We start from the raw sequence: 14546 nt of genomic DNA, 5'->3' as shown, positions 1-14546 counted from the left end.
ATGCGCTTACTTTGACATCAAGGGCCTGGTAATAGTAAAGGCCCATCGGGAAGGAAGTGTTTGGATGATCGACAGGGACACGGTGGTGGTGCTGGACTGTGGGTCCCAGTACACCCAGCTGATCGCCCGCAGGATAAGGGAGCTGGAGGTCTACAGCCAGATCCTCCCCTGGGACGCGTCAGCGGAGGAGGTCCTCTCCCTATCCCCCAAGGGGATAGTGATCTCCGGGGGGCCAATGAGCTGCGTGGAGGAGGGATCCCCCAAGCTGGACGAGCGGATCCTGAAGTCCGGTATACCCCTTCTTGGCATATGCTACGGGATGCAGCTCCTGGCCCACCAGCTGGGGGGCCAGGTGGTCAAGGCCCCCAGCGCCGAGTACGGCAGGTCCCGGGTGGACCTGGAGGGTCAGGATTCCACCCTCCTGTCCGGCCTACCCGGATCCTTCACCGCCTGGATGAGCCACTGGGACCAGGTGGAGCAGGTGCCCCCCGGAACCCGGGTCACCGCCAGGAGCGAGTCCGGGGCGGTGGCCGCCTTCGAGGGGGCCTCGGGGCGCATATCCGCCCTCCAGTTCCACCCGGAGGTGGCCCACACCCAGGGGGGGATGGACATCATCTCCAACTTCCTCTTCAAGGTCTGCGGCTGCCGCCGGAGCTGGATACTCAGCGACTGGATCGATGGGGCGGTGGAGGAGATCCGTCGAAGGGTGGGGGATGACACGGTCATATGCGGCCTCTCCGGCGGGGTGGACTCCACCGTTGCGGCGGTCCTCACCTCCAGGGCCATAGGTGACAGGCTCAAGTGCATCTTTGTGGACAACGGACTCCTCCGGAAGGACGAGGCCCGGTCGGTGATGGAGACCTACTCGTCCCTCAACCTGGACGTGAAGATGGTGGACGCCTCCCACAGGTTCCTCTCCGCCCTGGAGGGGGTGGAGGAGCCGGAGAGGAAGAGGAAGGTGATCGGTGAGGTCTTCGTCCGGGTCTTCGAGGAGGAGGCGTCCTCCATACCGGGGGCCCAGTGGCTCCTCCAGGGCACCCTCTACCCGGACGTGATAGAGAGCGGCCACCAGGGCAAGGGGGCCTCGGTGATCAAGTCCCACCACAACGTGGGGGGCCTTCCCGACTTCATGAGGCTGAAGGTGTTGGAGCCACTGCGGGACCTCTTCAAGGACGAGGTGCGGCGGATAGGCTCCCTGCTGGGGGTACCCCAGGGGTTCATCCGCAGGCACCCCTTCCCGGGTCCCGGGCTGGCGGTGCGTTGCCTGGGGGAGGTGAACCGGGAGAGGCTCCAGGTCCTTAGGGAGGCGGATCACATCCTCCAGGAGGAGTTGCTGGCCTCCGGCCTGTACGACTCCCTCTGGCAGTGCTTCTGCGTCCTGCTCCCGGTGAGGTCCGTGGGGGTCATGGGGGACGTGAGGACCTACGCGGAGACCGCGGTGATCCGGGCGGTGGAGTCCCAGGACGGCATGACCGCCGACTGGGCAAGGCTCCCCTACGACCTGCTGGACCGGGTGAGCCGCCGGATATGCAATGAGGTCCGGGGGGTAAACCGGGTTGTGATGGACGTGACCGGCAAGCCGCCGGCCACCATAGAGTGGGAGTGATGAGAGGGGTCCCGTGAGCCTCCCGGTCATAGCCGGGGCCCTGGGGGCCCTCCTGGGCATGGCGCTCGGGTGGGCCCTCCCATCCGGCTTGGCCTGGTCCAGCGGCTCAACGTGAGCCCCCTCAGGTCCATGATGGGCCGGCTTGTCGCCGCCGCGGTGGGGGCCATCTGGGGCTTCTTCATCGCCCACGGGCTCTCATCCTAGAGGGAGCCTCAGAGGGCCCTCTTCCCCTCCCAGCCCAGGTACTTGCATATCCCCTCCCGGGAGCGCTTCAGGTCCAGCAGCTTGGGCTCCCTCACTATGGACCCGTCGGGGGCCACCTTCACCAGAACCACGGGCCTCATCAGGTCCTCCCCGCCGGAGGAGACCACAACCCCCACCGACCCGTCGGACAGCTCCACCACCGAGCCCGGGGGGTATAGGCCGAAGGCAAGAAGCAAAACCCGGCTCACTTTCGGGTCGAAGTGGGTCCCCGAGTCCGTCAGGATGTTTTTCACCGCCGACCGGTAGTGGATGGGGGCCTTGTAAGACCGCTCGGCGGTCATGGCGTCGAAGGAGTCCGCCACCGCCACCACCCGGGCGAGGAAGCCGATGCTCTCCCCGGACTTGCCGTCCGGGTAGCCTATGCCGGACCAGCGCTCGTGGTGCTCCCTTATGATGGACAGGATGTCCGGGTCGTCTATGCCCACCTTCACCGCCAGCTCCTCCCCCACCACCGGGTGGGTCTTGATCACCTGGAACTCCGAGTCGGTGAGGGGACCTGGCTTGTTCAGTATCTCCAAGGGGATCTTGGCCTTGCCTAGGTCGTGCAACAGCCCCCCCAGCACCGCCTTCTCCACCAGCCGGGGGTCCATCCGGTTGACCAGGAACCCCGCTATGGCGGCGGTGTTGAAGGAGTGGATGAAGGTGTACTCGTCCCACTGCCTCACCCGGGCCACCGAGAAGAGCACCTTGGGCCTCCGGAGGATCTGCTCCACCAGCTCCCGGGCCATCTCCATCACCGGCCCCACCAGCTCGGGGGTGAGCTTGTTGTGCCTCAAGGACTCGAAGAGCCGCTTCACCTCCCGGATGGACGTCCTGGCTATCTGGGAGTCGATGATCATGTTGGAGGAGACCACGCTCTCCACAAAGGAGTCCAACGCGTCGGAGGTGACCTCGTCGGAGCGCATCACGTGCAGATGGTCGATCCCCTCGTCCTCCAGGCGCTTCAACACCTGGAGGAGGCTATCGCCCAGCAGGACGATCTTGGTCCCCTTGGGCAGGATCACTGCCCCGTCCCGGGAGATCACGTCATCCGCCACGGTGCCGCCGAAGGTGGTCAGCTCCTCTATCGGAACCCGGTAGATGTCCGGTGTCAGACGGGTCACCCCCCTTCCTTGAAAACCGTTGTTGACCATTATAGCACTGGGGCTGACTTTTCCGTAAATTTGGCCCCCGGGCCGGTTGGGTGTATCATCTTTCAACCCCAACCGATGGAGGTGTTACCGTGTTGCCCATAGTGTGCGTTTGCGGCCTCAAGGACAGCGGCAAGACCACCCTGTGCTCGGAGCTCCTCGTGCGCCTCTCCCAGAGGGGGTGCCACGTGGGGTTCATAAAGCGAACCCACGAGGAGGTGCTATCCCCCGTTTCCACCGACACTGGCAAGGCGCTCCCCATAAGCGGCTCCGCAGCCCTGTTGGGCCCCGATGGGGTCCGGTTCGAGATGGCGGGGGAGTGGGAGGTGGACCAGGTGGCTAGGCGCCTCTTCCCCACCAAGGACCTGGTGATCGTGGAGGGGGGCAAGTCCCTCCCTTTCCCCAAGGTATGGGTGGGAAAGGAGGTCCCCCAGGGGGTCCAGGGGGTATTCTTCCGGTACGACCCGGGGGACCAGGCCCAGCTGGATGAGCTGTGCGAGCGCCTCCTGGAGCTGGCCCGATCCAACCACCGGCACGCCAAGGTGATGACCCCCGGCGGCGAGGTGCCCATGAAGGGGTTCGTGGCGGACTTCCTCCGGGGGAGCCTGCTGGGGATGCTACGGGAGCTGAAGGGGGTCCGGTTCAAGCGGGGCTGGATAGGGGCCTACGTTTGGTACGACGGGGAGGAGGAGTAGGGCGTTTTCTGAATTTGCGATACCGCCTCTTCCCTTGTACGCCTCACGGGAGATGGCTATAATCAACGTCGGCTTTTGGGTCCCCTGATGGGGGCCAGGTCTGCTATTTCAAATCGCGCTGAGGAGGTCTGGGTTATGGATTACACGTGGTTAGGGTTGGTGGCCGGGACCGGAGTCCTGGCCATCCTGTTTGCGATGGTTGTCACCGGGCGTATAAACGCCTTCAAGGTGGACAACGAGAACGTGGTGCGCCTCTCCAGCATCATCCAGCGGGGGGCCATGGCGTTCCTCTATCGGGAGTACAAGGCCCTGATCCCCTTCGTGGCCATCGTGGCGGTGCTACTGGGCTACAAGCTGGGGTTGCCCAGCGCGGTGTGTTTCCTGGTGGGGGCGGTGTGTAGCGCCTCCACCGGCTACGCGGGCATGAGGGTGGCCACCAAGTCCAACGGCAAAACCGCCTTCGCCGCCACCTCGGGGATGAACGCCGCCCTCCGGGTGGCCTTCCAGGGGGGCAGCGTCATGGGGATGACCGTGGTGGGGGTTGGCGTGATCGGCATCGTGGCCATGTACGTCCTCTACGGGGATCCCAACGTGATAGCCAGCTTCGGTTTCGGCGCCAGCTCCATCGCCCTCTTCGCCAGGGTGGGGGGCGGCATCTACACCAAGGCGGCGGACGTGGGGGCCGACCTGGTGGGCAAGGTGGAGGCGGGGATCCCGGAGGATGACCCCAGGAACCCGGCGGTCATAGCGGACAACGTGGGGGACAACGTGGGGGACATCGCTGGCATGGGGGCCGATCTGTTCGAGTCCTACGTGAACTCCATCATAGCCGCCATGTCCGTGGGGGCCATGATCTACGGCACCGCCGGGGTGGCCTACCCGCTCTTCCTGGCGGCGGTGGGCATAGTGGCCTCCATCCTGGGCACCTTCTTCGTCCGGGTCAAGGAGGGGGGCGATCCCCAGCTGGCCCTCCGGATGGGGCTCATCTCCACCGGGGCCCTCATGATCCTGGGAACCTTCTTCGTCACCCGCTGGATGTTCCAGGGGGACCTTAGCCTCTTCTGGGCGGTGCTGGGCGGCGTGGCCTCCGGGGTGGCCATCGGCTACGTGACCGAGATCTACACCTCCGCCAGCTACAGGCCCGTGAAGGAGATCGCCGAGGCGTCCAACACGGGCTACGCCACCAACATCCTCTCCGGCATCGGGGTGGGGATGAAGTCCGCCGGCTGGCCGGTGGTGCTCATCTGCGCCGCCACCCTGGTGGGGGTCAAGTTCGGGGGCCTCTACGGCATCGCCTGCTCCGCGGTGGGCATGCTGGCCATAACCGGCATGGCCCTGTCGGTGGACGCCTACGGCCCCATAGCGGACAACGCGGGGGGCATCGCGGAGATGAGCGGCCTGCCCAAGACGGTCCGTAGCATCACCGACAAGCTGGACGCGGTGGGGAACACCACCGCCGCCATAGGCAAGGGGTTGGCCATCGGCTCCGCGGCCCTCACCGCCCTGGCCCTCTTCGTGGCCTACGGCCAGGCGGTCAAGCTCTCCGCCATAGACCTAAAGGACCCCCACGTGATGGTGGGCCTCTTCATCGGCGGCCTGCTCCCCTTCATCTTCAGCGCCCTCTCCATCCAGGCGGTGGGCCGGGCGGCCCAGAAGATGATCGATGAGGTGCGCCGCCAGTTCCGGGAGATCCCGGGCATCATGGAGGGCACTGCGGAGCCCCACTATGAGAGTTGTGTGGATATCTCCACCGCCGCGGCCCTCCGGGAGATGGTGGTACCGGGCCTCATGGCGGTCATAGTCCCCGTGCTGGTGGGCTACTTCCTTGGGGTCCACGCCCTGGGCGGGCTTCTCGGCGGCTCCATAGTGACCGGCGTCATGCTGGCCATCTTCATGTCCAACGCGGGCGGCGCCTGGGACAACGCCAAAAAGTACATTGAGGAGGGGCATCACGGCGGCAAGGGCACCCCGGCCCACGCGGCGGCGGTGGTGGGCGACACGGTGGGCGATCCCTTCAAGGACACCGCTGGCCCCAGCCTCAACATCCTCATAAAGCTCATGTCCGTGGTGGCCCTGGTTCTGGCTCCTCTCTTCATCTAAACGATCCGAATCGGGTCCCTTCGGCCCCCCGGCGCAGCCGCCGGGGGGCCTTTGAGGCTTTTGGGCCCCGGGGGCCCCGCACTGGGGAGGTGTGAACCCTGGACGATCCAGTTCGCGCCATAAAGGAGCGGATAGATATAGTGGACCTGGTGTCCTCTTACATCCCCTTGAGGAAGAGGGGCAGGAGCTACGTGGCCCTGTGCCCCTTCCACTCGGAGCGCACCCCGTCGTTCACCGTCTCCCGGGAGAGGCAGACCTACCATTGCTTTGGCTGCGGCAAGGGGGGGGACATTTTCTCCTTCGTCATGGAGATGGAGAACCTGCCCTTCCGGGAGGCGCTGGAGAAGCTGGCCCCCATGGCGGGGGTCCAGCTGGACTCCGGTCCCGGGAGGCGCAGGTCCCGGGACGTGCTGGAGGAGGCACTACGGTTCTTCCGGGACGCCCTTGCCTCCCGGGAGGGGGCCTACGCGGCGGCCTACCTGGAGCGCCGGCGCCTGGACCGACGGGCCCTGGAGCTCTTCGAGATAGGCTGGGCCCCCGCCTCCTGGGGGGCCCTTCGGGATCACTTGTCCTCCCTTGGGTTCTCCAGGGAGGAGATGCTGGAGGTGGGGCTTCTGGTGGAGGGCTCCAAGGGGCCCTACGACCGGTTCCGGGGTAGGGTCATCTTCCCCCTGAGGAACGAGACCGGCCGGCTGGTGGGTTTCGGGGGCCGGCTGGTGGACGGGGAGGGGGCCAAGTACGTCAACAGCCCCGAGGGACCCCTTTTCGAGAAGCGCAAGTTCCTATATCTTCTTAACATGGCGAAGCACGCCATAAGGGAGAGGGGCCGGGTGATCCTGGTGGAGGGCTACATGGACGCCATAAGGTGTCACCTTACGGGCTTCAGCGAGGCGGTGGCCTGCCTCGGGACATCCCTTACGGAGGAGCAGTGCGGGGTCATAGCCCGGCACGCGGATCGGTGCCTGATCTGCTTCGACTCGGACCTGGCAGGACAGGAGGCCACCATAAGGGGCATGTACATGCTGAACCGCCTGGGGGTTGACGTGGAGGTGGTCCGCCTCCCCCGGGGGAAGGACCCGGACGAGTTGCTCTCCCAGCCCGATGGGGCATCGGACTTCCGGCGGGCCCTGGAATCCACCCTGCCGCTGCCGGTGTTCCACGCGGAGGTTAAGGGGGGGGGAGGGTCCCTGAAGGAGACTGGGGACCTGCTTGACCAGTTGGCCACCCTCTCCCCCGCGTACCTTAAGCGGCACATGCCCCGGGTGGCGGAGGCCCTCTCCCTGCTGCCCCACGAGGTGGAGCGGGAGGTGGCCGGAAGGCGCAGCAGTAAGCCCCGGGTGGCGGAGCCCGCCAGGCGGGAGGCCAGCGTGCCCCCCTCCCGGGGGGACAGCCGGGAGGACCTCTGGGAGTGGGGGCTGTGTAGCTTGCTATGGACCAACCCTGACCTTAGGTCCAGGCAGTCTCCTGAGGCGCTCCTCCCCCTTCTGATGCGGGAGGAGGCCCGGGTCTTGGTGCTGGCCCTGCTCTGCGGCGAGAGGCCCGAGGAGCTGGAGTCCCGATGGCACAGGACCGGGGAGACGGTCTTCCTCTCCGTCCTGGCCAAGGGGGGGGCTTTCATAGATGGGCTGGGTTTGGATGATCCGTTGGGTGCGGTATTATTGAACCTGGAGCGGAACCGTGACCTGAGACGTTACGAGGCCTTGAAGGTCAAGATAGCCCGGGGGGACCAGGTCACCCAGGAGGACCTTAGGGAGTTCTTCGCTCTGGCCGCCAAGATGAAGGGAAGGGGGTAGGGCGTCCCATATGGACGACATCAACAGGAAGGAAGAGGACGTCAGGGTGGAAGGGGAGGTGGCAGCCCCGGAGGCCTCAGCGGACAACATGATGGACTACATCGAGAACGTGAGGGACCTGCTCCACGACGCCCGGGAGAAGGGGTTCGTCACCTACGATGACATAGAGAAGCACCTCCCCAAGGAGCTCCTGTCCGCCGACGTGCTGGACAACCTCTACTACAACCTTATGGAGCTGGGCATAGACGTGGTGGACGAGACGAAGGCCCAGCGGGGGGATAGCATAGGGGAGGAGGTACTCCCCCAGATATCCCCAGCGGACGACCTGGGGGACCTTGAGGACCTGCCCCTGTCGGACCCGGTCAGGATGTACCTCCGGGAGATAGGCCGGATACCCCTCCTGTCCCCCGAGGAGGAGGTGGAGCTGGCCAAGGGGGTCGAGGCGGGGGACAAGAGGGCCAAGGAGAAGCTGGTGGAGGCCAACCTGCGGCTGGTGGTCAGCATAGCCAAGAAGTACATAGGCCGGGGCATGCTCTTCCTGGACCTGATCCAGGAGGGTAACCTGGGGCTCATCCGGGCGGTGGAGAAGTTCGACTACCGCAAGGGCTACAAGTTCAGCACCTACGCCACCTGGTGGATAAGGCAGGCCATAACCAGGGCCATAGCCGACCAGGCCAGGACCATAAGGATCCCGGTCCACATGGTGGAGACCATAAACAAGCTTATCCGGATCTCCCGGGTGCTGGTCCAGCGGCTGGGGAGGGAGCCATCGGCGGAGGAGATAGCCCAGGAGATGGGGGTCACGGTGGACCGGGTGGAGGAGATCCAGAAGATAGCCCAGGAGCCGGTCTCCCTGGAGACCCCCATAGGGGAGGAGGAGGACAGTCAGCTGGGGGACTTCCTGGAGGACAAGGACCTCCCCAGTCCCGACGAGGCGGCGGCCAACCAGATCCTCCGGGAACAGCTGGAGGAGATGCTGGAGGACCTGACCGACCGGGAGAAGGAGGTGTTGCGCCTCAGGTTCGGTCTTGAGGACGGCCACTCCCACACGCTGGAGGAGGTGGGGCGCAGGTTCGGCGTGACCCGGGAGAGGATAAGACAGATAGAGGCCAAGGCCCTGAGGAAGCTGAGACACCCCAGCAGGAGCAAGCGGCTCCGGGACTTCCTGGACTAGCCGCTGGATCCGGGGGTCTCGGGCTCTCCTCGAACCCAAGAGAGGAGGGGTTACCATGGCTGGAAGGGCGATGAAGGTGTTGGAGGCCTTCGGCGGTGAGGATCGGGTGCTCACCTTGTACCTCCCGCTCGGTGGGGACGTGAAGCAGCGGATAGCCCACCTGAAGACCCGGTCCAAGAAGCTGGCGGAGGAGGTGGGGGATTGGGCCTCCCGTCCCCTGGAGGGGCTCCTGGAGGACCTGCACCTCGGCGAGGGGAGGTCCCCCCTGGGGGTGGGGCTCTTCGCCTCCCCCTCCGGAAGGTCCCTGGCGCTCCCCCTCCCGTCCCCGGTGGATGGGCAGGTGATCTCCAAGAGGCCCTGGATCCTGCCGGCCCTGGAGGCCCTATGCCCCCTCCTGGAGGCCTGGGTGGTGTGGATCCACCGGGGCAGGGGGGAGATCTTCCGTCACCATGCGGTGCTGGAGCGGGTGGAGGAGCTGTCGGAGGAGATCCCCCGCAAGGTGAGGGACGCGGGATTTCGGGGGGGCGAGGAGCGCCGGCTGGAGAGGCGGGCGGAGACGTCCCTGTCCAAATTCCTGAAGGACCTGGCCTGGCGCCTCCGGGAGCTGAACGCCGAGCGCCCCGCCGGGGAGGTGTGGGTCACCGGCTCCGAGGAGGTAATGCCCGAGGCCCTGGAGGCCCTGGGGCGGTTCAGCCTCCCGGTCCGCTCCCTTAAGGCCCCCAAGTCCCAGGAGGACCTGGAGAGGTCCGTGAGGGAGGCCATGGGGGCCCGGTTCTTTCAGGAGGCGGAGGACCTGGTGGAGAGGATCCTGGAGAGCCCGGGCCGGTCCGTCCTGGGGCTCCGGCAGGCCATCGATCAGGTGAACCGTAGGGCCCTGATGAGCCTGGTGGTGGAGGAGCGGCGGACCGTAAGGGGGGTCCGGTGCACCTCCTGCGGGGCCCTGGGGCTGGACGAGGACCAGTGCCCCCTTTGCGGCTCCGGGATGGAGGAGGAGACGGACCTGCTGGATGCCATGGCCCATAGGGCCCTGCTCAGCGGGGCGGAGGTCCTGGTGCTGGGACGCCCGTCATCGCTCAGGGAGCATGAGGGGGTTGGGGGGCTGACTAGGCTCTCCCGGTGAGCGGGGTTTGTAAAGGGTCCACCCTTTTGGTATACTTCCACGCAGATTGTTAGTGGAGGTACAAGCCTTGAGGGTGGACAAGTTTCTTAAGCTTGCCAGGATAGTGAAGCGGCGCACGGTGGCCCAGGAGATGGCGGAGGCGGGTGCGGTCCGGGTATCGGGCCGGGTGGCGAAGCCCTCAACGGAGGTGAGGGCGGGGGACCAGCTGGAGGTGGACTTCCCGTCCCGGTTCCTGCGGGTGAAGGTCCTCACCGCCGACGAGGGGGAGATCAAGCGCAAGGCCGCCGCGTTCGAGGTTCTGGAGGACAGGAAGGTCTCCAGGGAGGAGCCCTGGTGACCTTCCTTCTCTGAGGGGCTAAGGTCCCGGAATAGAAAAAATACATCGGAGGTGTTTCATCTTGAAGAGGATAGTGAACACGGACAAGGCCCCGGGGGCCATAGGACCCTACAGCCAGGGTGTGGCGGCGGGTCCCTTCTACTTCTTCTCCGGCCAGATCCCCCTGGATCCCAAGACCGGGGAGATGGTGGGGGACGATGCGGCCTCCCAGGCGGAGCGGGTGCTTGAGAACGTGAAGGCCCTCCTGGAGTCTGAGGGGATGGATTTCAGCAACGTCATCAAGACCACGGTCTTCATCACCGACATGGCCAACTTCGGGGCGGTCAACCAGGTCTACTCCCGCTACTTCACCGATCAGTACCCCGCCAGGTCCTGCGTGGCCGTGGCCGCCCTGCCTAAGGGTGCCCTGGTGGAGATAGAGGTGGTAGCCTACAAGGGCTAGGCGGGTGGCCAGGCCATGAGGGTGGCTGAGCCTACCGTCGAGCGGCTGGTGCAATACTACCGGCTCCTGGAGCAGCTCCGAGAGGAGGGCCGGCTGGTGGTCTCCTCCCATCAGATGGGGGAGATGCTGGGCATAAAGGCCAGCCAGGTCCGGAAGGACCTATCCTACTTCGGTGAGATAGGCAAGAGGGGCGTGGGTTACCACGTGGACCGGCTCTACGGCCACATAAGCAGGATCCTGGCGTCCCCCCAGATCTGGAGGATAGGCCTGGTGGGGGTGGGACACCTGGGGTATGCCCTGCTGGGTCACTCCGCCTTCCGGAGCGATAAGTTCAGGATCGACGCCCTGTTCGACGTGGATCCCGCCAAGGTGGGGCAGGAGATAAGCGGGGTGCCCTGCTTTCACCTGAACGACCTTCCAGAGGTGGTGAGGGAGAGGGACATCCAGGTGCTTATCCTCACGGTGCCCGCCTCGGCGGCCCAGGCCTGCGTGGACAAGGCGGTGGAGAGCCAGGTGGTGAAGGGGATCCTCTCCTTTGCCTCCACCGCCCTGGTGGCGCCGGAGGGCATGCTGGTCTACCGGGTGGACATATCGGTGGAGCTGGAGAAGTTGCTCTTCTTCTTGAAAGGGGGCGCGGGTGTTTAAGCCCCCAGCTGGTCGTGGTAAAATCTCTTGCGTGCGCTCCAGCGCGGGGCGCACGCAAAGTTTTTGTTCAAAAAATGCTAAGGAGGGGTTCCTTTGGGTAACCAGCAGCAGGGTCTCATGGGCATGTTGATGCCACTGGCGCTATTCGTGGTGATATTCTACTTCCTCATAATACGGCCCCAGAAGAAGAAGCAGAAGGCCCACGAGGAGATGCTGGCCTCCATAAGCAGGGGGGACAAGGTGGTGACCGCCGGGGGCTTCTTCGGCACCGTCCGGGACATCCTGGACGACAGCTTCATCATCGAGGTGGACGAGGGGGTCAAGATGCGGATCCTGAAGGGCTCCATCTCCTACAAGAGGACCCCCGAGGGGGAGAAGCCGGCTCCCAAGGCCAAGAAGGAGTCCGAGGAGAAGAAGGACTAGCCCCTATCCATATCCACCATAAGGAGGAAGATCTCATATGACCAGAAGGGACTTCTGGCGGTTGGGCCTGGTCCTGCTGGTGGCCCTGGTGGCTGCCGCGGTGGCCTTTCCGCTGGATGGTAGGATAAGGCTCGGCCTGGACCTGAAGGGCGGGGCTCAGATACTCTTGAGGGCCAAGGGGACCCCGGACAACCCCCTCACAGAGGACGGGATCCAGCGGCTGTTGGCGGTGCTGAGAAACCGGATCGACCAGTACGGGGTGGTGGAGCCCCAGATACAGCGCCAGGGAGGGGACCGGATCCTGGTCCTGCTCCCCGGGGTGGAGGATCCGGACGCGGCGCTGGATCTGATAGGCAAGACGGCGCTCCTGGAGTTCCGCTCGGTGCTCGGGGCCTCTCCGGAGTTGCCCCCGGGGCCCGAGAGGCGGAACTACGATAGCGACGAGGCCTACAACGCCGCCAAGGCCCGCTGGGAAGCCATAAAGGCCCAGGCGGACCAGGTGGCGGAGGAGATGCGCAAGTCCGCCCCGGAGGGGAGCCTGGTGGCCAAGGGGGAGGACGGCCGGTGGTACCTGCTGGGCAGGCCCTACCTGACCGGCAAGGAGCTCAAGGACGCCCGGACCAGCTTCGACCAGTTCGGTCGCCCGGTGGTGTCCCTCAAGTTCAACGACGCGGGGGCCAAGCTGTTCGACGAGGCCACCGCCCAGAACGTGGGACGCCAGATCGCCATAGTGCTCGACGGGGTGGTGGTGTCCGCCCCGGTGGTGCAGGAGAGGATAAGGGGCGGCGAGGCCCAGATATCTGGCCGGTTCACCGAGGCGGAGGCCAAGAGGCTGGCCATAATGCTCAGGGCCGGAGCCCTCCCGGTGGGGGTGGAGATCCTGGAGAACCGGTCCGTGGGGCCCACCCTGGGGGCGGACTCCATAAGCCGGGGCATAAGGGCGGGGCTCATCGGCGCTGGTTTGGTGGCCCTGTTCATGCTGGTCTTCTACGGCCTCATGGGCCTTGCGGCGGACGTGGCCCTGGCGGTGGCGGTCACCCTGGTGATGGCCGCCATGGTGCTCCTCAAGTCGACCCTAACCCTTCCCGGCATAGGGGGTATCATCCTCACCATAGGGATGGCGGTGGACGGTAACATCCTGATATACGAGAGGATCAAGGAGGAGCGCCGGGCGGGGAAGACCCTGCTGGCCGCCCTGGACGCGGGCTTCAGGAAGGCCCTCACGGTCATCCTGGACTCCAACGTAACCACCCTCATAGCGGCGGCGGTGTTGTTCTACTTCGGCACCGGACCCATACGGGGCTTCGCCGTCACCCTGAGCATCGGCGTGGTGGCGTCGGTGTTCTGCAACGTGGTGGTCACCCGGGCCATCCTGCAGATCCTCATGGGACGCCGCAGGGCGGCCCTCTAGGGAACGGAGGTCGGATCACCATGTTCAACAAGAGTAGCTTAAACATTCCGTTCATGCGCTACCGGCGAGTTGCCCTGGCGATCAGCGCGGTGGCGGTGGTGCTTAGCCTCCTGTTGGTCCTTACCCGGGGGCTCAACCTGGGGGTGGACTACACCGGCGGGGTTCTGATGCACCTGGAGCTCCCCCGGGAGGCCCAGGTGGGGGACATAAGGTCCGTGGTGTCCCCCCGTGTTTCCGGGGAGCCCATAATCCAGGCCTACGGGCCCAGGGACTTCATGCTACGCCTCAAGAGCCCCTCCGAGGCGGAGCGCAAGGCGGTGCTGTCGGTCCTTAGGGAGAGGTTTGGGGACGTGAAGGTCCTCAAGCTGGAGACCGTGGGTCCCGTGGTGGGGGCGGAGCTCAAGTCCGAGGCCATGGTAGCCCTGGCGCTGGCCCTCCTGGGCATCCTCCTCTACATGGCGTTCCGGTTCCAGTTCAGGTTCGGCGTGGCGGCGGTGCTTTCCCTGGTCCACGACGCGGCCATAATGCTGGGGGTCTACAGCCTCACCGGCCGGGAGGTGTCGGTATCCTTCATAGCCGCGGTGCTCACCGTTGTGGGTTACTCCCTCAACGACTCCATCGTGGTGCTGGACCGGATCCGGGAGAACTGGAGGGACGTGCCCAAGAAGGGCATATCCCAGGTGGTGGACGACTCAATCAACCAGACCCTCTCCAGGACCATAAACACGTCCCTCACCACCTTGCTCCCGGTGCTGGCCATGTTCTTCCTGGGGGGAGACGTGATATCCAACTTCGCCTTCGCCTTCCTGGTGGGCATAGGGGTCGGAACCTACAGCTCCATATACATAGCTGGGGCCATCCTCGCCGAGTGGTTCCTCAAGTCACCCGTCAGGTAGGCATCCGGAGGCGGACCGCCCAGGCCGAGGCCATTTTGACCTCGGCCTTTTTCATGTCCCGTGTTCCCTTGCGGTATCTGTTGGTTTATCATAGCTTCAAAGACCCGTTGGATGTTAGCATGGGAGGGGTTGTATGAAGAGCTACATATTGGCCATAGCGTTCTCCATGTTGCTGTCGGCGGTCTACGCCTTCCAGAACGGGGCGGCGGTGACGGTCAGGTTCCTGTTCCTGGAGAGGACCATGCCCCAGGGGATATGGGAGGTCCTCCTCTTCGCCGCCGGCGTGGTCCTCATGTGGATCACCTCCCTCTTCGCCCTCATGGAGGTCCGGGGGAAGCTCAAGGCCAAGGTCAAGGCCCTGGAGGAGCGGGTATCGACCCTGGAGGAGGAGAAGCGGGCGTTGATGGGCATGGGCCGATCGGTCCAGCTTGAGGAGCCGGCCCCCCTATACCAGGAGGAAGGACAGACCGGGACGGAATGATGTTCTGCGGAATAGACGAGATAGACATC

Annotated in this window: 15 protein-coding genes; 14 read left to right on the top strand and 1 reads right to left on the bottom strand. The window is 65.2% G+C overall.

Features of this window, described 5'->3' with window-relative positions:
* Positions 1-64: 64 nt before the first annotated feature.
* Positions 65-1606: a glutamine-hydrolyzing GMP synthase gene (gene guaA, locus TACI_RS06330; RefSeq protein ID WP_012869972.1), complete on the top strand. Its 1542-nt coding sequence runs from the start codon at positions 65-67 to the stop codon at positions 1604-1606.
* Positions 1607-1675: 69 nt separating this feature from the next.
* On the top strand, positions 1676-1810 hold the full coding sequence (locus TACI_RS09435; protein WP_278007106.1) for a hypothetical protein: 135 nt from the start codon (positions 1676-1678) through the stop codon (positions 1808-1810).
* Positions 1811-1818: 8 nt separating this feature from the next.
* Here the strand turns inward: TACI_RS09435 and TACI_RS06325 are convergent, their stop codons facing one another.
* On the bottom strand, positions 1819-2973 hold the full coding sequence (locus tag TACI_RS06325) for an HD-GYP domain-containing protein (RefSeq protein ID WP_164925184.1): 1155 nt from the start codon (positions 2971-2973) through the stop codon (positions 1819-1821).
* 119 nt (positions 2974-3092) lie between these two features.
* On the opposite strand from TACI_RS06325, the gene TACI_RS06320 reads away from it, so the two are divergent.
* From TACI_RS06320 to TACI_RS06265, 12 genes are all read left to right on the top strand, one after another.
* Positions 3093-3695, top strand: coding sequence for a molybdopterin-guanine dinucleotide biosynthesis protein MobB (locus TACI_RS06320; RefSeq protein ID WP_164925183.1), 603 nt, complete (start codon positions 3093-3095; stop codon positions 3693-3695).
* A gap of 135 nt (positions 3696-3830) precedes the next feature.
* The gene (locus TACI_RS06315; protein ID WP_012869969.1) at positions 3831-5795 is read left to right on the top strand and encodes a sodium-translocating pyrophosphatase; all 1965 of its coding nucleotides are present in this window, start codon (positions 3831-3833) and stop codon (positions 5793-5795) included.
* Positions 5796-5893: 98 nt separating this feature from the next.
* A complete protein-coding gene (dnaG, locus tag TACI_RS06310; protein WP_012869968.1) occupies positions 5894-7588 on the top strand; it encodes a DNA primase in 1695 nt (564 codons plus the stop codon).
* 10 nt (positions 7589-7598) lie between these two features.
* Positions 7599-8762, top strand: coding sequence for an RNA polymerase sigma factor RpoD (gene rpoD, locus TACI_RS06305; RefSeq protein ID WP_012869967.1), 1164 nt, complete (start codon positions 7599-7601; stop codon positions 8760-8762).
* 55 nt (positions 8763-8817) lie between these two features.
* Positions 8818-9882 carry a hypothetical protein gene (locus TACI_RS06300; RefSeq protein WP_012869966.1) on the top strand — a complete coding sequence of 355 codons (1065 nt, stop codon included), beginning with the start codon at positions 8818-8820 and terminating at the stop codon, positions 9880-9882.
* A gap of 67 nt (positions 9883-9949) precedes the next feature.
* Positions 9950-10219: a S4 domain-containing protein gene (locus TACI_RS06295; RefSeq protein ID WP_012869965.1), complete on the top strand. Its 270-nt coding sequence runs from the start codon at positions 9950-9952 to the stop codon at positions 10217-10219.
* A 61-nt stretch (positions 10220-10280) separates the two neighbouring features.
* Positions 10281-10661, top strand: coding sequence for a RidA family protein (locus TACI_RS06290; protein ID WP_012869964.1), 381 nt, complete (start codon positions 10281-10283; stop codon positions 10659-10661).
* A 15-nt stretch (positions 10662-10676) separates the two neighbouring features.
* Positions 10677-11306 carry a redox-sensing transcriptional repressor Rex gene (locus TACI_RS06285; RefSeq protein ID WP_012869963.1) on the top strand — a complete coding sequence of 210 codons (630 nt, stop codon included), beginning with the start codon at positions 10677-10679 and terminating at the stop codon, positions 11304-11306.
* Between the two features lie 93 nt (positions 11307-11399).
* Positions 11400-11729 (top strand): preprotein translocase subunit YajC, encoded by a 330-nt coding sequence (gene yajC, locus TACI_RS06280; protein ID WP_012869962.1) that lies wholly within the window; start codon positions 11400-11402, stop codon positions 11727-11729.
* Positions 11730-11766: 37 nt separating this feature from the next.
* Complete coding sequence (secD, locus tag TACI_RS06275; RefSeq protein ID WP_012869961.1) at positions 11767-13140, top strand: protein translocase subunit SecD; 1374 nt, start codon at positions 11767-11769, stop codon at positions 13138-13140.
* A gap of 20 nt (positions 13141-13160) precedes the next feature.
* Positions 13161-14036, top strand: coding sequence for a protein translocase subunit SecF (gene secF / locus TACI_RS06270; protein ID WP_012869960.1), 876 nt, complete (start codon positions 13161-13163; stop codon positions 14034-14036).
* Positions 14037-14169: 133 nt separating this feature from the next.
* The gene (locus TACI_RS06265; protein ID WP_012869959.1) at positions 14170-14517 is read left to right on the top strand and encodes a LapA family protein; all 348 of its coding nucleotides are present in this window, start codon (positions 14170-14172) and stop codon (positions 14515-14517) included.
* Positions 14518-14546 lie beyond the last annotated feature (29 nt).

This window comes from Thermanaerovibrio acidaminovorans DSM 6589, assembly GCF_000024905.1.
Taxonomy (GTDB): Bacteria; Synergistota; Synergistia; order Synergistales; family Synergistaceae; genus Thermanaerovibrio; species Thermanaerovibrio acidaminovorans.
The sequence above is the reverse complement of the archived record's forward strand: the minus strand, read 5'-3'. Positions and strand labels throughout refer to the sequence as shown.